This is a genomic window from Crenothrix sp. (genome assembly GCF_043729335.1).
Taxonomy (GTDB): domain Bacteria; phylum Pseudomonadota; class Gammaproteobacteria; order Methylococcales; family Methylomonadaceae; genus Crenothrix.
This window is the reverse complement of record NZ_JAYTLQ010000042.1, coordinates 35,152-61,077: the sequence shown is the minus strand read 5'-3', so window position 1 is coordinate 61,077 and position 25,926 is coordinate 35,152. Positions and strand designations below refer to the sequence as shown.

Below are 25,926 nucleotides of genomic sequence, written 5' to 3'. Positions count from 1 at the left end.
TTAATGCCTAAAATGCCGCATACCGGTAAACACCATCGCAATATTGTGTTCATCCGCAGCGGCAATCACTTCGTTATCCCGCACCGAACCACCGGGCTGGATAATGGCTGTAATGCCAGCGGCAGCGGCAGAATCTATACCATCACGGAACGGGAAGAACGCATCCGATGCCATTGCAGAACCAGGCACTTCCAAGCCTTCATCCGCCGCTTTAATACCGGCAATTTTGGCCGAATACACGCGGCTCATTTGGCCTGCACCCACGCCGATGGTCTGGCCGTCTTTGACGTAAACAATAGCGTTGGATTTAACAAACTTGGCCACTTTCCAGGCAAACAGCAAGTCATCAATTTGCTGTTCGGTAGGGATGCGTTGACTGACTACCTTTAACTGGCTACGTTCAATCGTGCCATTGTCGTTATCTTGCACCAACAAGCCGCCGGTGACGCGTTTAAAATCCAGACTGTTTTGTTTGGCGGTGGCCCATGTCCCGCATTCCATCACGCGGATGTTTTGTTTGGCGCTCAACACGGCTTGGGCAGCGGCACTGATCGTTGGTGCAATAACCACTTCAACAAACTGGCGCTTGATGATCTCGCTGGCGGTTTGTTCATCCAGCTCTTGATTGAAAGCAATAATGCCGCCAAATGCTGAAGTGGGGTCGGTTTGATAGGCTTTGTCGTAAGCAGTCAAAAGAGTATCCGCTTCTGCCACACCACATGGGTTGGCATGTTTGACGATGACGCAAGTCGGTTTATCGGTAAAGGCTTTAACACATTCCAAAGCCGCATCGGCATCGGCGATATTGTTATAAGATAGCTCTTTGCCTTGCAGTTGTTTGGCAGCGGCAATAGTGCCGGATGCGGGCGTTTTCTCTTGGTAAAACGCCGCGTTTTGGTGCGGGTTTTCGCCGTAACGCAAATGGGTGTTGCGATAGAATTGCAGGTTCAGGGTATCCGGAAATTGTTTAGCATTGAGTTTACCTAAATAGCTCGCAATTGCTGTGTCGTAACTGGCCGTGTGTTCAAAGCTGGTCAGTGCCAGTTTAAAGCGGGTTTGTTGTGACAAGCTGGCGTTGTTGGCTTTCAGTTCAATGATAACATCGGCGTAATCGGCAGGGCTTACAATAACCGCCACATCGTTATGGTTTTTAGCCGCCGCACGGATCATGGTCGGGCCGCCAATATCGATGTTTTCGATGGCATCTTCAAAACTGCAATCGGCTTTGGCGATGGTTTGCTCAAACGGGTATAAATTGACCACGACCATATCTATTGGCTTGATGCCATTTTCGACCATCACTGCCTCATCAAGTCCGCGACGTGCCAAGATACCGCCGTGAATTTTCGGGTGCAGGGTTTTAACGCGGCCATCCATAATTTCCGGTGAGCCGGTATGTTCGGACACTTCGATAACGGGAATATTGTTCTCGGCCAATGCTTTGGCCGTACCGCCAGTGGATAAAATTTCGATGCCCAGTTGGTGCAGTTCGCGGCAAAAGTCTACAACGCCAGTTTTATCGGAAACACTGACCAGTGCCCGCGTGATTTTTTTTTGCATGATTACCTTTGTGACGGTGGTTTTAAATCGGTGGATAAATAGAACAATAATTCGGTGTGTAATTTCATTGAATTAAGTTGTCCACGAAAAACACGAAAAAGAGGGCTATTTAGTGCAGTAGTCTATAAATCAATATGTTATTGCGTTTCAGACGGGCTACTATGTCATGGATTAGTTGGCTGATATTTTTCGTGTTTTTCGTGGACAAGGCGTAATTATAATAATTATGAAATTTGATATTGATCAAGCTTTTTACGCAAGGTACTGCGACTTAAGCCCAAAGCTTTAGCCGCTTTGGTTTGGTTATGCCCCGTGTGCTCCAACACCGCTTCCAATAGCGGTTTTTCAACTTCGCTCATCACTATCTCGTATAAATCAACGGCATCGTAGCCATTGAGATGGGCAAAATAATGGTCTATGGCGATTTTAACATGGATAGACAGCGGCACGTCATCGGCGCGTCTGGGCTTAATTTCAACAATGTCGGCGTTTTTTTGGGATGCTTCCATCATGCGGCAATCTCACTCGTTAAATGGTTAAATACCATAGCAACCAACTGCGTTTGTTGGGTGGGTGTTTGCGCTTGGTTGATTGATTGTTTGCTGCTTTGGCTGATGCCGTCAAGGTGATTAAAATACCAACCGATGTGCTTGCGGGCTATTCTAACACCCATCACAGCACCGTAAAAACTATAGAGTTTTTCCAAATGCCCGGCCAGTACATTATGAATGTCAGCCAGCGACGGCCTAGCTAAAACTTTGCCGTAGCGCATAAAATGCTCGATTTCAGAAAACAGCCACGGATTACCTTGTGCAGCCCGACCGATCATAATGGCATCTGCGCCAGTGTGTTGCAAAACCTGCACGGCTTTTTCGGCGCTGTCAATATCTCCGTTGGCAATAATGGGTATGTTGACCGCTTGCTTAACAGCTTTAATGGTGTCGTACTCGGCATGGCCTTCAAACTTGCAAGCGCGGGTACGGCCATGTACCGTCAACGCGCTAACGCCTGCGTTTTCAGCAATTTTGGCGATATTTACCGCGTTACGGTTTTCCAAATCCCAGCCGGTACGGATTTTTAGCGTGACCGGAATATCCACCGCCCCCACAACCGCCTCCAAAATTTGCTGCACCAAAGGCTCGTCACGCAATAACGCCGAACCTGCGGCGACTGCACAGACTTTTTTGGCCGGGCAACCCATATTAATATCAATAATATGCGCGCCGCGCTCGGCGTTAAATCTGGCTGCATCCGCCATCTGCGCTGGGTTGGTGCCGACAATCTGCACCGAGCGCAGGCCGGTTTCGCCATCATGGTTAGTTCTTAACAAGGTCTTTTCATGTCGGCGTAAATCGGGATGGGAAGCCACCATTTCGGACACAGCCAAGCCTGCGCCAAACTGTTTGCACACGGCCCGAAATGGGCGGTCACTGACGCCAGCCATCGGCGCGACGATCAGCTTATTGCTGAGTTGATAAGATCCTATGCGCATGAGTGACCGGTTTACTTGTCTTGCTCGTCATTCCAGATGGGGTTGTCGCGGTCTTCTTTTTCTAGCTTAACGATGTCTTCGGGATAGATATGCCAGAAAGACTTATCAATCTTGGCGTCGCTATAGCCTTCTTTTTTCTCGTGGGTAAACGGACACCACCAATTTTCGACAATTTTTACCAAGTAGGCATGCCATTCAAATACAGCAACACTGACCGGACAATACCAAGTGCAATTGAGTATCCAAAATAATTTGTACTGCGATAAGCTGGCTTTAAATGAGCCATGCATAGTGATTTGATTTTTAAGTGTATAGCGATGACTGGCTCTATCAGGTAAAAAATCAGACAGTTTTTTAATGTTCTCGCCGCCGATTAAAATCAGGTGGTAATAGGTTAAATAGGCGCTGATAAACACAAACGGCAAAGTGACGATGGGTAAATACACCAGCACCATGCCAATTGCCCTTTTCCAGACAGGGACATTATTGTGGTGTTTGCCGATGACAGCACGGCCGTTACAAGAATCACAGGCTTTCATTGTTTTAGGAATCCTCTTTTTTATTATGAGTTGATGGTTTAGTGTTTGTCATAGCTATATTACTGTGCAGTAAACGATAAATACTGACACAGCCCCCGCAACAAAACAGCTGTTGGCCTTTGTCGGTAATCAGGGTAAAGCCTTCAATTTCGACAGGTTGGCCGCACAGGTCGCAAGGTTTTTTATATTCTACAGTGGCCATAACGATGCCTCAATAACTTTATAAGCTTGAAGAGACGGAGCAAAAAAATGTCTTTAAATATTCGGTTTCAGGTGCCGCAGGGTCAATCGGATGATCCGGTCCTTGGCCGCCACTGGCAAAAAATACCAGGTGCCGGTCGATGTGTTTACCTGATGACCTTAGCAATTCGTGCAGATTTTCGCGGCTTAAATGGTGCGAACACGAGGCCGACACCAAGATGCCATTTTTGGCCAACACTTGCAGCGCCAAATGGTTTAGCCGTCGGTAAGCTTCATAACCCAGTTTAAAATCTTTTTTGCGTTTAACCAGCGCCGGCGGGTCTAAGATAATAATGTCGTACAGTTCGTTGTCAAGCCGCGCTTGCTTCAAAAACTCAAACACATCGGAACGGATAAACTGCATATTATCCACTGTGTTATTGAGTTTGGCGTTTTCCAAGGCCAGATTCAGCGCAGCTTCCGAGCCATCGACACAGATCACATCCGTAGCACCGGCAAGCGCCGCAGGGACACCCCACGCGCCGGTATAAGAGAACAAATCCAGCACCCGCTGGCCTTTGGCAAAGCCTGCCACTACGGCGCGGCTGGCACGGTGATCATAAAACCAGCCGGTTTTTTGGCCGTTTAAAATATCAATCTTAAACTGTGCGCCGTTTTCTTCAATTATCACGTTATCTGGCAACGTGCCGTAGATGACTTCTGATTCCAGCCCTAAGCCTTCTTGGCTGCGATGGCTGTTGTCATTTTTAAGCACGATAGCAACCGGGCTTAGCAACTCCACCAAGGCGGCAACCAGGGTGTCTTTGCGCTGCTCTATACCCGCCGTAGTAATTTGCACCGACAACACGTCACCAAAACGGTCGATCACCAAGCCTGGCAGGCCGTCGCTTTCGCCAAAAATCAGCCGGTAGTAGGGTTTATCAAACAGCTTTTCACGCAGTTGCAAGGCGGTGGCGATGCGGTCTTTAAAAAAGTTAATGCCGCATTTTAAATTGGCTTTGCGCGACAGTAAACGTGCGCACACCAAGGTGTTGGGGTTGACGTAGGCCGTGCCCATGTTCTTGCCGTCACTGCTGATAATGTGTACCAAGTCACCGGCGGTAAAGCCCTCCAGTGGTGAGCGTTTGCTGTCCACTTCGTTGCTGAAAACCCAAAGATGGCCTTTGCGTAGGCGGATGTCTTCGTTTTTTTTAAGAAAAAGTTCGGGGTGCGCCATGTGTGGTCTGGAGTATGTTAGGGTTAATGTTTTGCACCCGACAAGCGGATCCAGTCTTCTTGTTGCACCAAAGGTTGCAGCGCGATGTGGCTTTGGTAGGCGGTGATAACAGCGTCGGCCTGTTCATGCAAAATGCCGGATAAAATCAACGTGCCGTTTGGTACCAGCAAGCTGGCGATCATCTCGGACATATCAATTAAGGGTTTGGCCAATATATTAGCCAGTACAATATCAGCTTGCAGCACAGGGAAATCGTTTGGCAGATAGCAGTGGATTTTGTCCTGCACATTGTTTTTTAAGGCATTGCTTTCGGTGGCGGTGATAGCTTGGGGGTCAATATCGACCGCATGGGCAATCTTTGCGCCTAATAACACCGCCGCTACCGCCAGTATTCCTGATCCACAGCCATAGTCAATCACGGTTTTGCCGGTCAGATCGTGGCTGGCCAACCATTCTAAACATAAAGCGGTGGTCGGGTGCGTGCCGGTGCCAAACGCCAAACCTGGGTCGAGTATCAAACACACGGTTTTTGGCTCGTGCTGTTGCTGGTCGGTGGGGCAGACCCAGAGTTTATCGGCAAACTTCATCGGCTTGTAAAATTCCATCCAGGCGCGTTCCCAGGCCTGGTCGCCAATTTCGTCGTATTGCCAGTTAAGTAAAGCTTGGCTTTGGAAATGTTCGATGACTTGGGCTTTAATAGCGTCTGGATCAGCGTCCAGTTCGTACAGGGCAATCACCTGGGTGTTGCTCCAGATTTTGGTTTCACCGATAGCCGGTTCGTACACCGGCTCGTCTTCAGCGTCCATGTAGGTGACCGAGACTGCGCCCAGGTCACTGAAAAAATCGGCAATAAGAGGTGCTGTGTGTTCGTCGCTGATAACAGAAAGTTGATGCCAGGCCATAGTGTCCTAGAAAACAGTGTCTTTAAAAAAACAACAGGGTGCATACACCCTGTTTTTGTGTGGGATTTAATCCCGTTGTAGACCGATGTGTAGGTTGGGGTGAGGCAACGAACCCCAACAGTTTGTGCATTGCAATGTTGGGGTTCCTAACGTCACCCCAACCTACAGGGTAGTTTTCCGTGGAAAATTATCAGGTAATACCCAATTTCTTTTCCAGATAATGAATGTTCTGGCTACCGGCGGCAAAGCCACTGTCATTCATAATGTCTTGCTGCAAGGGGATGTTGGTTTTAATGCCGTCGATAATCAATTCACTCAACGCCGTATTCATACGGGCGATGGCACTTTGGCGGTTTTCGCCATGGGCAATCAACTTACCGATCATTGAATCGTAATACGGCGGCACTTTGTAACCGTTGTAGATATGGGTTTCGCAGCGGATACCAGGGCCGCCCGGCATGTGGAACTGGTCAATCGTGCCAGGGCAGGGCATAAAGGTTTTGGGATCTTCTGCGTTCAACCGGCATTCAATCGCGTGGCCTTGCATTTTGACTTGATCCTGGGTGATCGACAGTTTTTCGCCGTAAGCAATGCGTAGCTGCTCTTTGACAATGTCAAAACCGGTGACCATTTCGGTGACTGGATGCTCGACCTGCACGCGAGTGTTCATTTCTATAAAGAAAAACTCGCCTTTTTCATATAAAAACTCAAACGTGCCTGCCCCTAAGTAGCCAATATCTACGCAAGCTTTGGCGCAACGTTCCCCAATAGCTTTACGCTGGGCTTCAGTAATGCCAGGTGCGGGCGCTTCTTCAACCACTTTTTGGTGGCGGCGCTGCATGGAGCAATCGCGTTCACCCAAATGAATGGCGTTGCCGTGCGAATCGGCCATGACCTGGAACTCAATATGGCGCGGATCTTCCAGAAACTTTTCCATGTACACGGTCGGGTTACCAAACGCACTGCCGGCTTCGGCTTTGGTCATGGCAATGGCATTGATTAACGCCGCTTCAGTATGCACGGTACGCATACCCCGACCGCCACCGCCACCAGCGGCTTTAATGATAACCGGATAACCGATTTCATGCGCCAGTTTCAAATTGGTTTTATTGTCATCGCCCAGCGGCGTGTTATCGCCAGGAACGCAAGGCACACCGGCGGCAATCATGGCTTTTTTGGCGGAGATTTTATCGCCCATCATGCGGATGGTGTCGGCATTGGGGCCTATGAACACAAAGCCGCTTTGCTTTACTTTTTCCGAAAAATCAGCATTTTCGGATAAAAATCCGTAGCCTGGATGAATGGCCTCGGCATCGGTCACTTCTGCCGCGCTGATAATGGCCGGAATATTCAGATAGCTGTCTATGGAGGATGCTGGGCCAATACACACCGACTCATCGGCCAGGCGCACATGTTTTAAGTCCCGGTCGGCTTCAGAATGCACCGCAACTACTTTTACACCTAATTCTCTGCATGCGCGAAGAATGCGCAAGGCAATCTCGCCTCGGTTGGCGATTACTATTTTGTCGAACATACGTTTCGTTTCCCTACCGGTTGAGTTATACGATGACGAACAAAGGCTGGCCGTATTCGACAGGCTCAGCGTTATCCACCAACACTTGGCTTACCGTGCCGCTTTTGTCAGCTTCAATCTGGTTGAGAATCTTCATGGCTTCAATGATGCACAAGGTATCACCGGCTTTAACCGCTTGGCCAATTTCGGCAAAGGTCTTAGAACCTGGCGATGCCGAGCGGTAGAACGTGCCGACCATTGGGGATTTGACGATATGTCCGGTGATTTTTTCTTCCGCCGGTGCAGCCGCTATGGCTAGTGCTGCGCCTTGCGGTGCGGGTGCGTAATTGATTGGCGCGGCCATCACAGTATTGGTCGAATACCGGCTGATGCGTATCGATTCTTCGCCTTCCTTCACTTCCAATTCGGCAATGCCGGATTCTTCTATGATTTCGATGAGTTTTTTTATTTTTCTAATATCCATGGGTTTTATCTCTCTGCTAATATCTGGTGTGCAGCCTGTAAGGCCAGTTCATATCCGGTTGCGCCTAATCCACAAATAACGCCTTTGGCAATATCTGAGAAATACGAGTGCTTTCTAAACGGCTCACGGGCGTGGACGTTTGATAAATGCACTTCTATAAAAGGTATTTTTGTTGCCAGCAGTGCATCACGTATAGCAACACTGGTGTGCGTAAAGGCAGCCGGGTTTATAATAATAAAGTCGACAGCGTTGGCGTAATCTTGATGTATCAGCTCAATGATTTCATGTTCGGCATTATTTTGATAAAAATGCAGTTGGTGATCAAGTAACGCTGCTTGTTTTTCGAGAGCGCCTTGAATCTCAGCAAGCGTTTTTACGCCGTAGTGCCCAGGTTCACGGAGCCCCAATAAATTTAAATTCGGGCCGTTGAGTACGGTTATAGCTGCCATTTCGTTATTTTTGTAGATTTAAACGCAATTTAACGCGCAATTGTGCCCAATTTGCTGAACTTTGTCCAGATATCGCGTATTTTTGCTATAACATTAAGGCTGAGTAATGCTTTTTAAATAGTTATGATTAATCGATTAAAATTATAACTATTTCTATAAAAATAAGCGCCTTATACAATGATAATTAATAATTACCGGGCAGATATTAACGCTACAATTAAAGTGAAAATCAGGTGGATTTCAATAGATTTATTTTCTTTTTAGCGATGCTTATCAGTTAAATCGATGTCAGTTATACTCATTTTTCTAACGGGGAAGTGCCTAGCTATTATTGGATGAGGCATTGTATGTTTACCGGTAAAATGTTTGTGTACAGGGCAGTTTTGAGGAGGTTAAAAATCTTACTGGATTATTGAGTGCTGTACTTGTTTATTGAGTTTTTAACCTCAGTTCCCTTATATTTAAGTTCAACATGTACAATTCAATTTGGGTGTATTTATGGCTATCAGTGTCTTCGAAATTTTTAAAATAGGCATCGGGCCATCCAGTTCGCATACCGTAGGCCCTATGCGGGCTGCCATGGAATTTGCAACGTATTTAGAACAATCGGGTCTAATAGAGCAAACCGAGCGCTTAAAGATTGAGTTGTTTGGTTCGTTGGGTGCTACCGGTAAAGGCCATGGTTCCGATAAGGCCGTAATGTTAGGACTTGAAGGCGAGGTTCCTGATCTTATCGATCCGTCTATCATCCCTGCAAGGCTAGAAGCCATAAGGCAAACTGGGCAAGTTAACGTTTTAAAAAGATACCCGGTTAGTTTCGCTGAAAAAACCGATTTACTGTTTCATCGCAAAGTGCTGCCTTACCATTCAAATGGCATGCGCTTTAGCGTTTTTGATAACACGGGAAGCGAACTGCTACATAAAGATTATTACTCGGTTGGCGGCGGTTTTGTCGTAACGGGGGATACAGCAGCGGCAGATCGTTTAACAGATGATGAAACCTGTTTGCCGTATCCGTTTAAATCTGCAAAAACCCTGTTAGAGCTGTGTTCCATACACAGCAAGCCGATTAGCGCATTAATGTTGGACAATGAAAAAGTCTGGCATACTGAAATGGAAATCCGTAGCAAGCTGCTGCATATTTGGCAGGTGATGCAAGATTGCGTTGAAAGAGGCTTTCATGGCGAAGGTGTTTTACCTGGGGGTATGAAAGTTAAACGTCGGGCCGCTAATCTATATCAGCAAATGACTGGCATTATTCCGCATCAAACACCGGGCGTACCGGTAGGTACATTAGATTGGGTTAATTTGTTTGCGCTGTCTGTCAGCGAGGAGAATGCCGCTGGTGGACGAGTGGTCACCGCGCCAACCAATGGAGCTGCAGGAATTATTCCGGCTGTGCTGCATTACTATTGGCGCTTTTGTGAAGGTGCTAATGAAGAAGGTGTTATCCGGTTTTTATTAACGGCTGCCGCTATTGCGATTTTGTACAAGGAAAACGCGTCGCTTTCTGGTGCAGAAGTGGGTTGTCAAGGTGAGGTCGGTGTGGCGTGTTCGATGGCGGCAGGTGCGTTGGCAGAAGTGTTGGGCGGATCGCCCGAGCAAGTCGAAAATGCTGCTGAAATTGGTATGGAACATAATCTGGGTTTAACCTGCGATCCCATAGGTGGGCTCGTGCAAGTACCTTGTATTGAGCGCAATGCCATGGGTTCGGTAAAGGCAATTAATGCAGCACGGATTGCTTTGCGTGGCGATGGCTCACATTTTGTATCGTTAGATAAGGTCATTAAAACGATGCGCGAAACCGGTGCGGATATGAAAACCAAGTATAAAGAAACGTCGCGCGGTGGTTTGGCGGTTAATTTAACGGAATGCTAAAAACTTGCTAAAAACTGAGTTTTTTGACTCTGAGAACGGAAAAAATAACTGGTTGGGGTGTTACCGACAGATTTGGGCAACACCCTAAATTACAAGGATATTATCTAGTATCTAGCTTTTTTTCTCTTGGGTATTCCCATTCTTTAACGGGATTATTTGCCCAGTTACCATAGATGGCAACTCGACCTTTACGGCCTTTAGGATACTTGACGCCGTGTACTTGATTATTGACTATTTTCACGCCAGTTGCGCTACCAAATCTTAAATCTGAATCTCTAACATCGTTACCGCTAAAGTCAGATTTATCTATTTTGGCGCCTTGCATTAGCGACCCAAGCATATTGTTGCGGATAAAACTGGTACGGTGAATCACGGTGTTTTTGTTAGCTTTAACAAGAATTACATTATTCACAAAAATACTATCGCGTACTATCGCATCGCGTAAGTTTAAAGGGATAGCATCAGCAATTTTTTCTTCCTTTGAGCCAAAGAGTACAGGCTGCTGTTTCAGGTTTCCTTCTACAACCACTCTACTCAATTTAGCGCCATTAAAATTGAGTGAGGCAATTTGATTGCCCCGAAAAACAACGCCATTTAAGACAGCGCCAGCAGACAAATCTACCGTGCCTAACCTACCATTTAAAAATACAACATTTGTTAACTCTACTGCCGCCAGCTTTCCAGTAAACGTTGGGTTAATGAACATTTTGTTTTCTAATCTTCCATCTTTTAGTTCGCCCCAATCAAAATGAGCATCGTGAACGACTTCACATTCGCCTTCTACCAAACAGGGTTCGGGCAAGGGTATTACTTCGGGCTCGGTTTTTTGTTGGGCTAAACTCAGGCTCGTTATGGTGACAGTGAGTAACACTGTTGCACCCAATAGATTAATGGTTTTCATGGCTTTTCTCTTTGCAGTTAGGATTGGATTTATGGCAATAGATACTTCGTTTGTTACTGTCCATGTAAACGTTGCGCATATTATCAATACTTTTACCAAACGGATAGGTTCAGCTGAAAAATAATTTCCTGAAAAATCATAACACATTGATTAGTAATTAAATAAAGTATTAAATATGTGTAAGATTTAACGCAGTCTTAGCATATTAATTTTTTAAAAATCAGCTTGTTATAAGTAGTTTTTTGTGTAAAATGCGAAAATTTTTGTGTAAGTCCATAAAAAATCGGTAGCCTGAAAGTTAAAAAGGTCTTTATTTCATGATGTTACAGTCAATATTTGTGCGTTAATGCCACTTTTAAAAGTGCTGGTGCCGAGTATTCAGCCGAAATGGGCATAGCGCATAAGCTGTACTTAATCTGTGATCCGATATGCAGATGGGTACAGGTTGATAGATTGGGTGAAGGTAATTAATGCGGCGCGGGTTGTTGTGCGATGTTTGCGCAGCATGAAAACCAAGTATAATGAAGCGCCGCGCAGCGGTTTGGCGGCTAATTTTATAGGATATTTAGTAGCTTATATACAGGCTTCGTTCTTACCTAATCTGAAGCGTATTTTTGGACACTGCCAGTAGGGGTTGAGAATATTGATCCTATCAGTATGTTAAAATGATCTTCCTGAGAGCATTTCTATTTATGTCCGCATAAGGCGGAGTCTAGTCATTTTAAGGCTAGTTTTTTAGTCTATCTGCGTTTTACAAAGCTAAAAACTTTAATGGCGGTTTTAGTGTTAAATATTTTTCGGTTTTATATGAAAATGAGTCATATTTAAGTTTAAAGCTAAGGTTTTTGTACTATATTTCAGGATTGCAAGGCCATTCTATCTACCCCTAAATGTACGAGCCGTGAGTTGTTACGTTTTTATTCTATAAACTTTAAAGGTTCTTAATGAAGCTAAAGACATTAATATTGGTGGAAACTCCACTTCAATTGTTATGCGCCTGTGAATATATGCGTGTCAATAATGGGGATTTCCGTCTATGTATGAGGAAAAGTTACGTAGGAATCAATGACCAACAAATGGATGCCATGGTCACTGAATTAGGAATGAAGGTCGATTGGATCTTTCGGGTTAAGCCGGGTGACAAGGTGGCTTATGCAAAAGCTTTAGTTGCTTTTATATTTTTGCGTTTTCCTGTTTACGACAAAGTCGTTATTGGCAGTTATTATTCGGGTTTGTTTAAGGTATTTTCTTCTATCGCAGTGAAGAAAGACCTGGTTTTGCTGGATGATGGTGTTGCATCTCTTTTAGCGGATAAGTTGATCAAAGAAAAAATGCCTAAAAAATATTCTGCATTCAGTATATTTTCGCTTGATCCAACGGCCTACAAAAACTATCAGCTGAACAGTTTTGATTCAATCGCGAGAGAATATGCCTGTGTTGAAAACCCTGAATACGCTGTTTTTTTTATAGGCCAGATGCAGCTAGTTGATAGAGGGATGATGGAGATGGATGCCTATATTAGGGTGCTTGAAGCCGTGGCCAAGGCAGCTGATGGACGGGTGGTTCATTACATTCCGCACCGTAATGAAAATCCTGAAAGTATCATGCGAATTAAAGCACTGGGAGGCATAGAGATTCTATGCGCGGATGTCGCGATTGAATATTTCATGCTACGCAACCGATGGTATCCACAAAAAATTTATTCTATTATTTCGACGGCACTTTTTACACTGGCAAGTCTTTTCCCTAAAGCTGACACAACGATGGTTCGTCCCAGTAGTTTAAAGACAGAAAGGTTTGTCCACTACGGTATGATAATTGATGCGTTAAAACAGCATGCATCAATGATTAAATTTTTGGATGTTAAGTGAATACTCTTGATTTTTAATAAGCTATCGAAACTGTTCTGGTTCGGCTCGGTATTTCTGGGCGCTATTGGATTTTCATTGGCCTTACTCGTTGCCCGGGTTTTTTTCAAAAATGCAGGCTTGGTCGAACTGGTGTCTCTACAGACAGATACTGCATTTATTGCCTTTGTGATTCAATCGGGCGCACGCGCCGGATTAAGAAAAGAATATCTGATAGGCCATATAAGATTGGTTCGGCTATTGGAGCTGTATCTACGGAGAGTCTGGATTTTTGTTTTTCCGCCTGTTTCGGTAGCTGCCGTGTATTTTTTTCAAGGTAGTTTCCTGCCGATAATTTACGGCTTGAATGCGATCATTACTTTATTAATTGGCTTGTCGTTGATAAGGCAGGATGTCAAAAGTGCAGGGATGTTTTCAACATTGCTGTTTTTGATGAATTTTGGATCCGGCATGATTTTAATCATGGCGGGTGCGTGGGGCTGGGATAACACTACCGCAGGCATGGCCATAGAAGGCATATCGTGTTTGCTGGGTGTGTTTTTTGTGTTCCATCGTGGGCAAGGCATCAGGTACAACCGCGGATTTCATCTGTTAATGGCTGTGCTTCGTAAGTATCTTGGATTGCAAATATCATCTTTTGTCATCATGTTTTCTGTGTATATATTCGCGCAGTTGGTGATAAGCGTAGCAAATTCTGGCGATGCACCACTGATAGTCATGTACTCAGATGCTATCCTGATTTCAGGGCTTTTAACGTTAGTGCTTTCGCGGGCATTGTTGCTTTTTGAGCAGAGACTGATCAAGACCGGCAAGGTAGAAATTTATCTCTGGCTCATCCATAGCGGTTTTTTTATCTTTATCGCATTAACAACAATGCTGCGCGGTGGCGCATATAGCGAAATGCTGATGTTTTTCTTGTTGCTAATGGGCTTGATTGGGCGCTTTTCAATTGCCCTGGTGTCAGGCTATATCGACGAAAAATGGCGCAAGGAGTTTATGGTAGGTGTGGCGTTATTGACGGGGATTCAGGGAGTGATGTTTGGACTCCAGAAAACCGAATTTTGGCAAAATGATTATTTGTATTATGCGGCAGCCATTAATATGTATGTACTGTCTTTTTTGATGATATTTGTTTACCGATACAGGCAAGGGGCTTATATTTCGAACAGGGGGGCAACCACTGAGCAAGTCTTGGATGCCACTGAGCTTGCAAAGCCTCGTTTTAGATATCCAAGTCTTAGCAGCGGATTAGCCGGTGTTCATGGCTATGTGTACGGGCGACTGCTTCAGCCCTTTCGCCATCTTCATTTTATGCTTACCCAGGAACATAAAATGAACACAGCCATAACGCCAGTGCAGGCAACAGACTCGGCAGCTTCCCTAAACTTGCCCCCTCAAAACCCAGGATTTATGACTTCTGGCGATTACTCAATGCCTGCCTGGCAACAAAGTTGTATGGGAGTTTGGGTGTCGTTTGGGGATTTTATGCTGACGTATATATTCCCATTGGTTTTTTATGGTTTTGCAGTTACCGAAGGTCGTGATATTTTTGTCTATCCAGAGATAACGGCACCGCTCTTGCTGGTATTTACGGTGGTTTTGCTGTTGTTTTTTACGGTAGTGCGACCGTTTTCGTTTTTATTTTCCAGTGTTATCTCTGGGTTTTATCGCATTATCCCGTTTTTGGGAAGAAGATTTCACACTTTGTTTGCCATTTCTTATATGGCGTTAGCGGCTGTGTACCTGCTCTCAAGCCTGAGTTTTAACAGATATGATTCGGTTGCAGCATCGGAAGAGTTAGGCAATACAGCAATCGTGGCTCTTGTGCTATTTTGTAAGGTTATTGCTAGTGCACAGATTTTTTACTTTCTTGTCCTGAGGCTGGACAAACATGTGTTTGGCCAATTTTATTGGTGGTGTATATTTTGTGCGTTAGTGCTCACTGTGGATGGCATGGCGCATATCATGCTCATTGGGTTGGTGCTATGGTTCTTGCTATCCACGCGAACGCTGTATAATTTTTTGAATTCAGGGCTTTTACAAAATTTATCTTACAAGCTGTATGCCACGGCTTTAGTGGCGTGCCTGTTTATTTTAGGGATGGCGTTCAAGGCTAAATCTATGGATGTATTTGCCGAGACCATTAGCGATACCAATTATTTTGTTACCAAACTTTACTGGCTGGTTGATCGTGTCGCTACCATCTATTTTTCGGCGGGGTATGCCATCAATCATTCGGTTATTGATCCGGAATTAAATGCACGTTCATGGGCAATAGTCATCAACGAAAGCAAATACAGGTGGTGTATGTTAACGACAGGATGGGATTGTGCACAGTACAGAGATGCTTATGGCTCTATGTCAAGATTCAATTTTGCTAACATTTCGGTAGTGGATCCGGAACGGGGCGGGGCTTCGCCGGGTGTGATTGGATCGGCAGCCTATCTTTTCCCCATTTATCTCTCCCCTTTAATAGCTATTCTCTACTACAGTCTCGTGTCTTCCTTTGTAGATACTGTGGTGGGTTATCAGGCTAAGGGGACTGCTCTTACGCTAGTTGGCATGATAATATATGGCTATCTGTTAAGAATAATATACCTTAACCCGGTCTCTCTATTAGATCCCATGTCTTCGCCATTTATAGGGCTGATGGGCTTTGTGTTTGTTTCAGCTCAATTTTACCATCTGAGGAGGGCTTCATGAGTATGTTGGACAACGTTTTGTCGAATAAATACCTACATGCGACAGGACTGGTGGTAGCGCATATTCTTAGTATTTTTAGGTCTAAAACTCAGGTTGATCCCCAGATACTGACGGCTTTAAATACTGAAGGTTACTGGATATTGCCGGATTTTTTTTCTGAAAGTATTTGCAATATGCTGGTTCAAAATTTCGATGAGCGCGAATCCATTGCAACCATAGTTGACAGTGACAGGCGCATATTTGGAATGGAAAAGGTGAGTGAGCTGCATCAACATTTGTTTGCGGACTCAGTATTCTTGAAGTCAATCGGCGATGTGCATGTGGGCATGCCACAAATACTGACAACTACAATGGCCGCCAAGTTGTATGCCGCTCCTGATAAATTAGGCTCTGGCGGTGGATGGCATCGGGATTCTTTTTTGCCTCAGTTTAAGGCAATCTGTTATCTCACGGATGTTTGTGAGGCCAACGGCCCATTTGAATATGTGCCGGGCTCACATCGATTAACGAACAAGCTAAAATTTGCGCTAAAAACGGCAACACGGACGCATTCAAATATTCCAAGATACACTCAGGCTTCAATAGACGAATATTGCCGTGTAATGGGTGTGGAATCCAAATTTTTTGTGGCCAAAAAGGGTACCGTGATTTTGTGTGACACCAGTGGCTTGCATAGAGGCAGGCCTATTATGGAAGGCATTAGATATGCCATGACAAATTATTACAGATCTCCGAGATTGTTTCTGGATCGGCGTGCCGGTAAAGGCAAGGTTTATGCCTAAATTGATGATACTATCCTCACCGTAATTGAAAAACAACTGTAGCAATAATGCGTTATAGATATTTCCTGAACCCGAACTGAGATCGATAAAATTTGAAAGTTTTGTATTTCCATCAACATTTTTCCACACCACAAGGTGCCGTGGGGACACGTTCTTATGAAATGATTAGCCGATTGGTAGCCCGTGGACATCACGTTGTTTTGGTGTGTGGCAGTTATGGGGGAGGTGAGACGGGCTTATCGTTACCTTTCAGCAATGGTCGCCGCCAGGGCAAAGTAGATGGTTTCGAGATCATTGAGTTTGATTTAGCCTATTCAAATAATGATGCCTTCCTGAAGCGGGCAATTACTTTTGTGAAGTTTGCGTTACGGAGTATAAGTTTATCGCTAACTGAACAATACGACTTGGTTTTTGCCACGACCACGCCGCTGACCGCCGGCATCCCAGGTATTTTTGCCCGCTGGTTGCGAGGCAAGCCGTTTGTATTTGAAGTACGTGACTTATGGCCAGAACTACCGAGAGTGATGGGGGTGATCCGTAATCCGTTAGTGTTGCAAGCCTTGTCAATATTAGAATGGGCGAGTTATCACTCGGCTCATCGATTAATTGGCCTGTCACCGGGTATCATAGAAGGTATTGCGCGTCGTGGTATACCGCAAGAACGTATTACCCTGATATCCAATGGCTGCGATTTGAATATCTTTGCGGATGAAGCCGTGCAGCCCTGGCGTCCAAAACAGGTAGGATCAGATGATTTTCTTGCCGTTTATGCTGGCACTCATGGTATGGCCAATGATCTGGATGCTATACTTGATGTTGCCGGAGAACTTAAGCGTCGTAATCGTGGTGATATAACGTTATTGCTGATCGGGCAGGGAAAATTAAAAGCCGAATTACAACAGCGGGCCAACACAGAGCAACTGCATAATGTCGTGTTTCATGATCCCGTTAACAAAGCGCGGCTTGCTGGGTTAATGGCCAGTGCAAATATTGGACTGCAAATATTGGCAGATGTACCGGCATTTTGTTATGGCACATCGCCCAATAAATTTTTTGATTACATTGCAGCAGGACTACCGGTTTTAATTAATTATTCCGGTTGGTTAGCGGAGCTGATCACTGAAAATCAATGTGGATTTGTAGTCCCTGCCAGTAATTCGGTTGCATTTGCTGACGCTCTGGAGCAAGCCGCGGATAATCGAGAATTACTTATAAAGATGGGAAGGCAAAGTCGTATTCTTGCTCGCAATCAGTTTGATCGTACCCAGCTAGCGGATAGCTTTGTGGATTGGCTGGAAGGAACGGCAACATGATTAAGCGTTTTTTCGATATATTAATTTCGACGATCGCACTGATGGTGTTTGGCTTTATTATTTTGGCGGTGGCTTATTCGATCCGTCAAAAATTGGGAACTCCGGTTTTTTTTCGGCAGCTCCGGCCAGGGCTTTATGGCAAGCCCTTTGAGATAATAAAGTTCCGTACGATGACTGATCAACGCGATGTCGATGGTAACCTTCTGGCGGATGATCAAAGGCTTTTATCTTTTGGACATTTTTTGCGATCTACGAGCCTTGATGAACTCCCGAGCCTTTGGAATGTGCTGAAAGGAGATATGAGTTTGGTGGGTCCGCGGCCATTATTGATGGAATATATGCCGCTGTATTCCCCAGAGCAGGGACGCCGCCATCTAGTAAAGCCCGGCATTACTGGCTGGGCGCAAGTAAATGGCCGTAATGCGATTAGCTGGGAAGAAAAGTTTAAGCTGGATACCTGGTATGTAGACAATCAATCGTTATGGTTGGATTTGAAGATTTTATTTCTGACCGTCAAAAAAGTGTTGATCCGGGATGGAATTAGTGCAGAAGGACATGTGACAGTTGAACAATTTAAAGGCAGCAGGTAATGAAAAGATTGGCGATTTTAGGGGCGAGTGGGCACGGTAAGGTGGTTGCTGAGATTGCCGAGCTTTGTGGCTGGAATGAAATTCATTTTTATGATGATAATTGGCCTGCTGTCAGTACTAATGGTCCGTGGAATGTGTTAGGAAATACAGAGGGTCTAGTTAAAAATTCCAATGCGTATAATGGCGTTATTGTTGCTATTGGCAGTAACTCAATACGTTATGATAAATCGATGTGCCTGATTTCACAGGGGTTTAATTTAACCACATTGATTCATCCATTTGCAACGGTAAGTGGCTATTCAGAAATTGGCCAAGGATGTGTCGTTATGGCGGGTGCTGTCATTAATCCTTTTGTAAAGATTGGTGCAGCGAGTATTGTGAATACCTCTGCTACGGTAGATCATGATTGCACGATAGGGCATGGGGTTCATATTGGCCCAGGAGTCAATGTCGCTGGTACTGTAATAATAGGAGCGTTAACTTGGTTAGGTATAGGTTCGAGCATAAAACAATGTATTTCAATTGGTTGTCAAGTAGTGGTTGGGGCTGGAGCAGTCGTTGTGAATAATATTTCCGATGGCCTGACTGTCGTTGGTATTCCAGCGAGAGCTGTTTAATTCAAATGATATGTTAAATACGAATTTTTCTCCGTGGCCCAGTTATTCAGTTGAAGAAGCCGATGCGGTTCGACAGGTTCTCTTGTCAAATAAGGTTAATTATTGGACAGGTAGTGAATGTCGCATATTTGAGAAAGAATTTGCAGCCTTTGCAGATTGTGCCTATGCGGTGGCTCTAGCAAATGGAACTGTCGCTTTGGATGTGGCTTTCAAAGCATTAGATATTGGTGCCGGTGACGAAGTGATTGTGACTTCCCGTACCTTTATAGCGTCGATATCCTCTATAGTAAATGCAGGTGCTAGCCCAGTATTTGCAGATATAGAGGCGGATTCGCAAAATATTTCAGCCAGTACCATTGCCAAAGTCATTACAAATCGAACCAAAGCCATTGTGTGTGTACATTTGGCTGGTTGGCCGTGTGAGATGGATGACATTATGGCGTTGGCAGACCAGCATAACTTGTATGTGATCGAAGATTGCGCTCAAGCGCATGGGGCAAAATACCGAGGAAAATCTGTTGGATCAATAGGCCATATTGGTGCGTGGTCATTTTGTCAGGATAAAATTATGACCACAGGTGGGGAAGGCGGCATGGTCACCACTAATAATAAAGCGCTGTGGTCAAAAATGTGGTCTTTCAAGGATCATGGAAAATCTTGGGAGTCTGTATACAGCACAGAGCACCCGGCAGGATTTAAATGGCTCCATGATAGCTTTGGTACTAACTGGCGAATGACAGAAATACAAGGCGTATTAGGTAGGCATCAGCTGTTGTGTATGCCTGACTGGACAGAAAAACGCCAAGCCAATGCTAACAGGATTTGGAATACTGCCCGTGAAATTACCGCGCTCAGGGTTCCTGTTTTGCCAGATTATATTGAACATGCAGCCTACAAGTGTTATGTATTTGTACGCTTGGAAGCGCTTGCAACGGGTTGGGATCGCGATCGTATTTTAAATGAAATTATTGCCAGTGATGTTCCATGTTATTCTGGATCTTGTTCTGAAGTTTATTTAGAAAAAGCATTTGAGAACACAACATGGCGGCCTGAAAAACGCTTGGCTGTAGCAAAAAAATTGGGAGAAACTAGCCTAATGTTTTTAGTGCATCCTACATTAACTGATTTTGAAGTCCAAAAAACATGTGATGCCATTGTTAAAGTAATGGCGAAAGCATCAAAATAATTACCCGTCCTTCATTGCAAATAGATTAATACTGGAGCTTTCGGGTTCAGCTATTGCGTGGTTGGCTATGGCCGGTACAACCGATGAATCGGTTATAATAAACCAGGTTATCAATAAGCAGTCGTTCTGGCGAATCTAAATATTTAGAGAATATATGGGATCACAATTGGCTCAATGGTTTGTAGAGCTTTCAAGGAGTACAAAAGCGCTGATATTAATTGGTGCTGATGTACTCCTCGCGTTACTTGCGCTTTGGGTTGCATTTTATTTGCGTCTGGGTGTTTTGTATACTCCGAAAGGCAGTGAGTGGTATTTATTTGCATTAGCACCGATTATTGCTGTGCCTATTTTTCTTAAATTAGGGCTTTATCGCGCCATTATCCGCTATATGGAAGTACGATCGCTATGGACAATTATCCAGGCGACAACCCTTTATGCGCTGGTGTTTAGTTTTGTATTTTTGCAAATAGACATAAAAAGCATCCCACACACACTTTTTCCCTTAAATTGGCTGGTTTTCATGGTATTGATTGCTGGCAGTCGCTTTATTGCGCGCTGGTATTTAGGTGAAATTCATTTTCGCAATGGAGAAAGTATTAATGTTCTGGAAGGCGGCAAAAAAAGCGTTATTATTTACGGTGCTGGCAGTGCCGGCGTGCAATTGGCGTCTGCATTAGTTTATGGACGAGAGTTCAGACCCGTTGCTTTTATTGATGATGATGATTTGTTGCATAAACAAAAAGTCAACGGTTTACGCATTTATCCACTAAGCTCTTTAAGTTACCTGATGAAAAGGCATGGTGTTTCGGATATTTTGTTGGCCATTCCTTCAGCACAACGTGCCCGAAAAAGCGAAATCATACGCTTGCTTGAGCCTTATGCGGTACATGTGATGTCAATGCCGGGATTATCTGATATTGCCCAAGGCAGAGTGACTTTCGATACACTTCAGGAAGTGGATATTGCCGATCTTCTTGGACGCGATCCTGTTGCGCCGGATCAATCATTATTGCATGCTAATATTGCTGATAAAGTGGTGATGATAACCGGGGCTGGAGGTTCAATTGGATCGGAGCTATGTCGGCAGATTATTCAGTTACAACCGGCGTCAGTAGTGCTTTTTGAGTTGTGTGAATTTGCGCTGTATGAAATTGAAAAAGAGTTGAATTATCTGCTGAAAAAAATAAAAAACGCCGCCAATATAGAAATTGTTTCTGTATTGGGGTCTGTCGTTAATGCAGATCGTATTGAAAAAGTCTGTCGGACTTTTAAGGTTCAAACTATCTATCATACCGCTGCTTACAAGCATGTACCGATGGTGGAAAAAAACCCTGGCGAAGCCATCTGGAATAATGTATTTGGCACATTGCATACTGCCCAGGCGGCCATGCAGGCTAATGTTGAAACGTTTGTATTAATTTCAACTGATAAAGCAGTTAGGCCAACCAATACTATGGGGGCCACCAAACGGTTTGCTGAATTGATTTTGCAAGCATTAAGTTTAGATGCCGGTATTAATCATCAGACACGTTTTACGATGGTGCGCTTTGGTAATGTGCTCGGTTCTTCCGGCTCTGTAGTACCCCTGTTTAGGGAGCAAATAGCCCGTGGCGGACCGGTTACGGTTACTGATGAACGGGTTATTCGTTATTTTATGACTATCCCTGAGGCGTCACAATTAGTTATACAAGCTGGGGCGATGGGGCAAGGCGGCGATGTGTTTGTGCTGGATATGGGCGAACCTATCCGCATTCTTGATTTAGCAAAACGCATGATCCATCTTAGCGGTTTGGAGATAAAAGAAGAGCACCATCCCAATGGTGAAATAGAAATCAGTTTTACCGGGCTTAGGCCAGGTGAAAAGTTATACGAGGAGCTATTAATCGGTGACAATGTTTCCGAGACCTCCCACAAACGAATCATGCGTGCAGAAGAGCATGTAATCCCCTGGACATCACTTGAAAAAATGCTCATTAAATTAAGACACGCCACCCGAGAAGACGACTTTGAATTGATTAGGTCGATCTTGATGGGTGCGGTTTCCGGTTTCGTACCGCCCTGTGAAATAGGGGATTTAATTTGGAAAGAGGAAAATAGGGATATATTAACCAGTACTCGATAGAATATGCTTTTTTGCAAAAATCATATCGCCAGTATACGTATAAATAAAAAATTGCAAGATGAGTTTATTAATCAATCCAGCTAAAAAATCTAATGCGGCCTCCCTTCAAGACCCTGCCCAGGCAGATTTGGTACGTTTTTCAGATGACCGCCCCGTCCGATACTTGGGCTATTGCATTATCCTGTTTGTTTTTGTATTTCTGGGCGGCTGGGCTTATTGGGCACCGCTAGGGAGTGCAGCCTTAGCGCCCGGTAGTATTAAAGTCGAAGGTGAGCATAAAACAGTACAGCATTTGGAAGGCGGTATTGTTAAAGCCATTCATATTCATAATGGCGATATGGTCAGCAAAGGCCAAATTCTGATAGAACTGGAAGACACTTCTTCTAAGGCGCAGTTGCAAACCTTGCGCGGCCAGTTTTTTTCTGCCTTAGCCCGTGAAGCACGGTTAATTTCCGAAAGAGATGGCAAAGCGGCCATTAACTATCCTGAAAGCCTAAAAAATGAAAACAAAGACGTGAGGGCGCAGGAAGCTATGCGCGTCCAGACCCAATCCTTTGTCGTGCGTAGGCAGTCACGCCAGGGTCAAATTGGAATACTAAAAGAACAACACCAGCAATTATTGGCTAAGATTGAAGGTATTAAATCTCAAAAATTTAGCCGTAATAATTTAGCCAACTCCTTGAATAAAGATTTGACAGATATGCGTGCCATGCTCGTTAAAGGTTACGTGGAAAGGCCCAAGGTCAGCGAACTGGAGCGCCGTCTTACGGAAGCGCAAGGCGACCATGGTAATTTTGTTGCTGATATTGCCACCGCACAAACGCAAATCAGTGAAATTGGTTTGAAAGTCTTGCAGATTGACAAAGATTTTCAGAAGGAAGTTATTGATGAGTTGAGTAAGGTTCAGACCGAGCTTTCTGAGTTGCGGGAAAAAATTGAATGGCTAAATGATACCGTTACCCGCACCCTTATCAAGGCGCCAGAAGCCGGTATGGTCATGAATCTTAAGATTTACACGGTAGGTGCGGTTATTGCGCCGGGTTCTCAGCCTGGCCAGCCGGGTGAAGGTGGAAATTTGCTGGATATTGTACCGCAACAGGAAAAATTAATTGTGGAAGCGCGGGTTTCACCTGTGGATATTGATCGGGTGCATATTGGCCAAAGTACTGAAGTTCGGTTTAGCGCATTTAAAAGTGCTAAAACACCGAAAGTTGATGGCCGTCTTATGAAGTTGTCTGCCGATATAATGCTGGATGAAAGAAATCAGCAGCAACCTAGCTATTATCTGGCCAAAGTAGAGGTGGATAAAGCTGGGCTGGAAGAATTGCGCAAGCGCGGATTGATTTTAATGCCCGGTATGCCTGCTGAAGTGCTGATTAATACGGGCGACCGTACTTTTTTTGAATATTTAGCACAACCGTTCAGTAATATATTTGCTCGCTCGTTAATTGAGGATTAGGCGCGTGCGACCATTTATTTATTTAGGAATGTTATTAGTTAGTCTGCCAGTGTGTGCTGATGATTTGTTGTCGCTTTATAAACGAGCTGTCTTGGCATCGCCTGAACTCAGTGGCAGTGAATTCGCTTTAGAGGTGGCTCGTGCCCAGGAAGATCAAGCTTTTGGTCAGTTATTGCCTAAAGTTAGTATTAGAGGCAACTATTCTTTGAATCGATTTCATTCGGAAGAAACTCGAAACCAACGTGGGCAAGTTATAAGGCCTGTCCAAGATGATCAATTTGAAGGTAACGTTGCCAGCATCAATGCCCGTCAGCCTTTGTTTGATGCAAAAGCGTATCTATTGATGAAAAGCCAAAAAGCCCAAACTTCGCAGAAAGAGGAAGAATTACAGGCAGCTCATCAAAAATTGATAGTCGATCTTGTTGACAGTTATATGGAAGCACTGGAAGCCAGTGATAAGCGCGAAATTATTGCTACTGAATTGGACTCTACTGTGAAACAGCTCGCACGCGTAGAGAGTCTGCAATCACGACAATTAGCTTTAATTACCGATCTTTACACAATACAGGCAAAAACTGAAACCTTACGTACCGAGTTAATCGACAGTGACAATGAGGCCAATATTGCCTTGGAAAAATTGCGCGAATTAACCGGTGACAAGGTAACCAGTGTTCAGTCGGTTCGTCTAAATTTTAACCAGACACCGCCTCAAAATAATGTTGCAACTTGGATAGATGATGCGGGAAAACTTAATCCTGATTTGAAAGCATTGAATTATGCTGTTGATTCTGCCAAACGCAGTATTACGGGTTATCAAGCGGGACATTTGCCGCGTGTTGAATTACAAGTAAGCGGTACCTACAACGATACGGCTTTTACCAGTAGTGGAAACTCATCTCCGGCTTTCGATATAGGTACTTTAGGTGTTGAAGCCACTATTCCACTCTACGAAGGCGGTATTACCAGCGCGACTGTAAAGGAAGCTCAAGGCCGAAAAGGACTTAATGAAGCCAGACGCGAACAAAAATTGCGTGAACTGGAACAAAAAACCCGTGCCGCTTATCTGGATATGACCTCTTCGCCAGCACGTAGCCTAGCGACTGATCGCCAGCTAGAGGCCAGTGAGAAATCCAGAGATGCCATGATAGAAGGCTATGAATTAGGGGTGGTTACTATTGTTGATTTGCTCAATGCCGAAAAGCAGCTTTCCGAGTCTCGTAAAATACAGCGTGAGGCGCGTTATCGCTACATTAAGGCATACAGCATGTTGTATTATCAGGCAGGGCGACTACTTGCTGATGAAGTTATTAAATTGAACAGCTGGTTGGTGGCAGGCACTACCCCTGAAAAATCTGACCTAGCTAAAAAGAATCCGACTAAATCAGCGCAGTAGCTCCCTCAGCCATTGGCTACTCAGGCTACCATTTAATCCGACTAATGTGGATGCAATAAGAATAAACCATTTAATAGCCGGTGATGCGACCCCCACTTGTTCAAATAAGTCGAATAAACTGTTCAAATCTATAGATAGGACGCTGTGATTAAAAAAACTGGCAACCATTAGCGCAATGTTGAAACTGGCAAGAATACCGCCTAATACGCTATGAATAAATCCCAAAGCAATAAAAAATGTTATAAAGTAGAGCATCAGAAATAGCTTATGATTTTCTGGAATTAAGAAAAACTTTAGGGTAAAAAACATAACCAGGGGCATGACAATAACATCTGCATTTAACGTGAAGGCAGACGAAAAAGTTGATCCTTGCAATACTTTAAAAATGATGGGCAGTAAAGCCGGTGAAGCAAATAACAGCATTTTAAGTGAATGGTGTTGCTCCAGTAAATGCGCTATTTTTATTGTTTTATCTGCGTTTACCATGCTTAAGCCTACAGCGAAAGACGCAAAAATAAACACAGTAATTTGAGCATTTTTTATAAATGAGTGACTGTTAATAGTTTGATATCGGGTCACTAAATTCCAGATAACAAACGAACCAAGAACGATTGTTACTATTGATTCTGTCATAATTTTAATCTCAACGGATAACCTTTTCTGCAATGCGGCAATCGCAAAACAAGCTTAAATCAATAAAAGTAATTTTTGAATGAGCTGCGCTCAGCCAAGGGTTCATTTATAAGTAATAATAGTTT

General features: G+C 44.4%; 23 protein-coding genes. 11 read left to right on the top strand and 12 right to left on the bottom strand.

What is annotated here, in order from left to right; all coding sequences use genetic code 11:
• The 10 genes from purH to aroQ form a co-directional block, all read right to left on the bottom strand.
• Window positions 1–1,560 carry a bifunctional phosphoribosylaminoimidazolecarboxamide formyltransferase/IMP cyclohydrolase gene (purH, locus tag ACHZC4_RS09405; RefSeq protein ID WP_394753585.1) on the bottom strand — a complete coding sequence of 520 codons (1,560 nt, stop codon included), beginning with the start codon at window positions 1,558–1,560 and terminating at the stop codon, window positions 1–3.
• 224 nt (window positions 1,561–1,784) lie between these two features.
• Window positions 1,785–2,072, bottom strand: coding sequence for a helix-turn-helix domain-containing protein (locus ACHZC4_RS09400; protein ID WP_394753584.1), 288 nt, complete (start codon window positions 2,070–2,072; stop codon window positions 1,785–1,787).
• Window positions 2,069–3,052: a tRNA dihydrouridine synthase DusB gene (gene dusB / locus ACHZC4_RS09395; RefSeq protein ID WP_394753583.1), complete on the bottom strand. Its 984-nt coding sequence runs from the start codon at window positions 3,050–3,052 to the stop codon at window positions 2,069–2,071. The genes ACHZC4_RS09400 and dusB overlap by 4 nt, the downstream gene beginning before the upstream one ends.
• Before the next feature lie 11 nt (window positions 3,053–3,063).
• On the bottom strand, window positions 3,064–3,591 hold the full coding sequence (locus tag ACHZC4_RS09390; protein ID WP_394753582.1) for a hypothetical protein: 528 nt from the start codon (window positions 3,589–3,591) through the stop codon (window positions 3,064–3,066).
• Between the two features lie 4 nt (window positions 3,592–3,595).
• Window positions 3,596–3,793, bottom strand: coding sequence for a metal-binding protein (locus ACHZC4_RS09385; protein ID WP_394753581.1), 198 nt, complete (start codon window positions 3,791–3,793; stop codon window positions 3,596–3,598).
• An 18-nt stretch (window positions 3,794–3,811) separates the two neighbouring features.
• On the bottom strand, window positions 3,812–5,008 hold the full coding sequence (locus tag ACHZC4_RS09380; RefSeq protein ID WP_394753580.1) for a class I SAM-dependent rRNA methyltransferase: 1,197 nt from the start codon (window positions 5,006–5,008) through the stop codon (window positions 3,812–3,814).
• 23 nt (window positions 5,009–5,031) lie between these two features.
• Window positions 5,032–5,910 carry a 50S ribosomal protein L11 methyltransferase gene (prmA, locus tag ACHZC4_RS09375; protein ID WP_394753579.1) on the bottom strand — a complete coding sequence of 293 codons (879 nt, stop codon included), beginning with the start codon at window positions 5,908–5,910 and terminating at the stop codon, window positions 5,032–5,034.
• A 190-nt stretch (window positions 5,911–6,100) separates the two neighbouring features.
• Complete coding sequence (gene accC / locus ACHZC4_RS09370) at window positions 6,101–7,444, bottom strand: acetyl-CoA carboxylase biotin carboxylase subunit (protein ID WP_394753578.1); 1,344 nt, start codon at window positions 7,442–7,444, stop codon at window positions 6,101–6,103.
• 25 nt (window positions 7,445–7,469) lie between these two features.
• Entirely contained in the window at window positions 7,470–7,907 is a 438-nt protein-coding gene (gene accB / locus ACHZC4_RS09365) for an acetyl-CoA carboxylase biotin carboxyl carrier protein (protein ID WP_394753577.1), read from the bottom strand.
• A gap of 5 nt (window positions 7,908–7,912) precedes the next feature.
• Complete coding sequence (gene aroQ / locus ACHZC4_RS09360; RefSeq protein ID WP_394753576.1) at window positions 7,913–8,356, bottom strand: type II 3-dehydroquinate dehydratase; 444 nt, start codon at window positions 8,354–8,356, stop codon at window positions 7,913–7,915.
• 498 nt (window positions 8,357–8,854) lie between these two features.
• On the opposite strand from aroQ, the gene ACHZC4_RS09355 reads away from it, so the two are divergent.
• Window positions 8,855–10,234: an L-serine ammonia-lyase gene (locus ACHZC4_RS09355; protein WP_394753575.1), complete on the top strand. Its 1,380-nt coding sequence runs from the start codon at window positions 8,855–8,857 to the stop codon at window positions 10,232–10,234.
• Window positions 10,235–10,334: 100 nt separating this feature from the next.
• Here the strand turns inward: ACHZC4_RS09355 and ACHZC4_RS09350 are convergent, their stop codons facing one another.
• The gene (locus tag ACHZC4_RS09350; protein WP_394753574.1) at window positions 10,335–11,135 is read right to left on the bottom strand and encodes a pentapeptide repeat-containing protein; all 801 of its coding nucleotides are present in this window, start codon (window positions 11,133–11,135) and stop codon (window positions 10,335–10,337) included.
• Between the two features lie 944 nt (window positions 11,136–12,079).
• Between ACHZC4_RS09350 and ACHZC4_RS09345 the strand changes: the two genes are divergently transcribed.
• From ACHZC4_RS09345 to ACHZC4_RS09300, 10 genes are all read left to right on the top strand, one after another.
• A complete protein-coding gene (locus tag ACHZC4_RS09345; RefSeq protein WP_394753573.1) occupies window positions 12,080–13,006 on the top strand; it encodes a hypothetical protein in 927 nt (308 codons plus the stop codon).
• Window positions 13,007–13,012: 6 nt separating this feature from the next.
• Window positions 13,013–15,706 (top strand): hypothetical protein, encoded by a 2,694-nt coding sequence (locus tag ACHZC4_RS09340; RefSeq protein WP_394753572.1) that lies wholly within the window; start codon window positions 13,013–13,015, stop codon window positions 15,704–15,706.
• On the top strand, window positions 15,703–16,488 hold the full coding sequence (locus ACHZC4_RS09335; protein WP_394753571.1) for a phytanoyl-CoA dioxygenase family protein: 786 nt from the start codon (window positions 15,703–15,705) through the stop codon (window positions 16,486–16,488). The genes ACHZC4_RS09340 and ACHZC4_RS09335 overlap by 4 nt, the downstream gene beginning before the upstream one ends.
• Before the next feature lie 92 nt (window positions 16,489–16,580).
• A complete protein-coding gene (locus ACHZC4_RS09330) occupies window positions 16,581–17,801 on the top strand; it encodes a glycosyltransferase family 4 protein (RefSeq protein ID WP_394753569.1) in 1,221 nt (406 codons plus the stop codon).
• Window positions 17,798–18,391: a sugar transferase gene (locus ACHZC4_RS09325; RefSeq protein ID WP_394753568.1), complete on the top strand. Its 594-nt coding sequence runs from the start codon at window positions 17,798–17,800 to the stop codon at window positions 18,389–18,391. The genes ACHZC4_RS09330 and ACHZC4_RS09325 overlap by 4 nt, the downstream gene beginning before the upstream one ends.
• Complete coding sequence (locus ACHZC4_RS09320) at window positions 18,391–19,008, top strand: acetyltransferase (RefSeq protein WP_394753567.1); 618 nt, start codon at window positions 18,391–18,393, stop codon at window positions 19,006–19,008. Before ACHZC4_RS09325 ends, ACHZC4_RS09320 begins: the two co-directional genes overlap by 1 nt.
• A gap of 10 nt (window positions 19,009–19,018) precedes the next feature.
• Window positions 19,019–20,194, top strand: coding sequence for a DegT/DnrJ/EryC1/StrS family aminotransferase (locus ACHZC4_RS09315; protein WP_394753566.1), 1,176 nt, complete (start codon window positions 19,019–19,021; stop codon window positions 20,192–20,194).
• Window positions 20,195–20,348: 154 nt separating this feature from the next.
• Window positions 20,349–22,316, top strand: a complete 1,968-nt coding sequence (locus tag ACHZC4_RS09310; protein WP_394753565.1) for a polysaccharide biosynthesis protein — start codon at window positions 20,349–20,351, stop codon at window positions 22,314–22,316.
• A gap of 58 nt (window positions 22,317–22,374) precedes the next feature.
• A complete protein-coding gene (locus ACHZC4_RS09305) occupies window positions 22,375–23,775 on the top strand; it encodes an HlyD family type I secretion periplasmic adaptor subunit (protein ID WP_394753564.1) in 1,401 nt (466 codons plus the stop codon).
• Window positions 23,776–23,779: 4 nt separating this feature from the next.
• Window positions 23,780–25,168 carry a TolC family outer membrane protein gene (locus tag ACHZC4_RS09300; RefSeq protein ID WP_394753563.1) on the top strand — a complete coding sequence of 463 codons (1,389 nt, stop codon included), beginning with the start codon at window positions 23,780–23,782 and terminating at the stop codon, window positions 25,166–25,168.
• On the opposite strand, the gene ACHZC4_RS09295 is transcribed toward ACHZC4_RS09300, so the two are convergent.
• A complete protein-coding gene (locus ACHZC4_RS09295) occupies window positions 25,157–25,801 on the bottom strand; it encodes a hypothetical protein (RefSeq protein ID WP_394753562.1) in 645 nt (214 codons plus the stop codon). The genes ACHZC4_RS09300 and ACHZC4_RS09295 overlap by 12 nt on opposite strands.
• Window positions 25,802–25,926 lie beyond the last annotated feature (125 nt).

Bases quoted from the DNA above. Each gene is read 5' to 3' on its own strand.
- ACHZC4_RS09350 (WP_394753574.1), bottom strand. From the start codon at position 11,135: ATGAAAACCATTAATCTATTGGGTGCAACAGTGTTACTCACTGTCACC.
- ACHZC4_RS09320 (WP_394753567.1), top strand. From the start codon at position 18,391: ATGAAAAGATTGGCGATTTTAGGGGCGAGTGGGCACGGTAAGGTGGTT.
- aroQ (WP_394753576.1), bottom strand. From the start codon at position 8,356: ATGGCAGCTATAACCGTACTCAACGGCCCGAATTTAAATTTATTGGGG.
- accB (WP_394753577.1), bottom strand. From the start codon at position 7,907: ATGGATATTAGAAAAATAAAAAAACTCATCGAAATCATAGAAGAATCC.
- ACHZC4_RS09400 (WP_394753584.1), bottom strand. From the start codon at position 2,072: ATGATGGAAGCATCCCAAAAAAACGCCGACATTGTTGAAATTAAGCCC.
- ACHZC4_RS09390 (WP_394753582.1), bottom strand. From the start codon at position 3,591: ATGAAAGCCTGTGATTCTTGTAACGGCCGTGCTGTCATCGGCAAACAC.
- ACHZC4_RS09325 (WP_394753568.1), top strand. From the start codon at position 17,798: ATGATTAAGCGTTTTTTCGATATATTAATTTCGACGATCGCACTGATG.
- ACHZC4_RS09345 (WP_394753573.1), top strand. From the start codon at position 12,080: ATGAAGCTAAAGACATTAATATTGGTGGAAACTCCACTTCAATTGTTA.
- dusB (WP_394753583.1), bottom strand. From the start codon at position 3,052: ATGCGCATAGGATCTTATCAACTCAGCAATAAGCTGATCGTCGCGCCG.
- ACHZC4_RS09295 (WP_394753562.1), bottom strand. From the start codon at position 25,801: ATGACAGAATCAATAGTAACAATCGTTCTTGGTTCGTTTGTTATCTGG.
- ACHZC4_RS09385 (WP_394753581.1), bottom strand. From the start codon at position 3,793: ATGGCCACTGTAGAATATAAAAAACCTTGCGACCTGTGCGGCCAACCT.
- ACHZC4_RS09305 (WP_394753564.1), top strand. From the start codon at position 22,375: ATGAGTTTATTAATCAATCCAGCTAAAAAATCTAATGCGGCCTCCCTT.
- purH (WP_394753585.1), bottom strand. From the start codon at position 1,560: ATGCAAAAAAAAATCACGCGGGCACTGGTCAGTGTTTCCGATAAAACT.
- prmA (WP_394753579.1), bottom strand. From the start codon at position 5,910: ATGGCCTGGCATCAACTTTCTGTTATCAGCGACGAACACACAGCACCT.
- ACHZC4_RS09310 (WP_394753565.1), top strand. From the start codon at position 20,349: ATGGGATCACAATTGGCTCAATGGTTTGTAGAGCTTTCAAGGAGTACA.
- ACHZC4_RS09335 (WP_394753571.1), top strand. From the start codon at position 15,703: ATGAGTATGTTGGACAACGTTTTGTCGAATAAATACCTACATGCGACA.
- ACHZC4_RS09315 (WP_394753566.1), top strand. From the start codon at position 19,019: ATGTTAAATACGAATTTTTCTCCGTGGCCCAGTTATTCAGTTGAAGAA.
- ACHZC4_RS09380 (WP_394753580.1), bottom strand. From the start codon at position 5,008: ATGGCGCACCCCGAACTTTTTCTTAAAAAAAACGAAGACATCCGCCTA.
- ACHZC4_RS09355 (WP_394753575.1), top strand. From the start codon at position 8,855: ATGGCTATCAGTGTCTTCGAAATTTTTAAAATAGGCATCGGGCCATCC.
- accC (WP_394753578.1), bottom strand. From the start codon at position 7,444: ATGTTCGACAAAATAGTAATCGCCAACCGAGGCGAGATTGCCTTGCGC.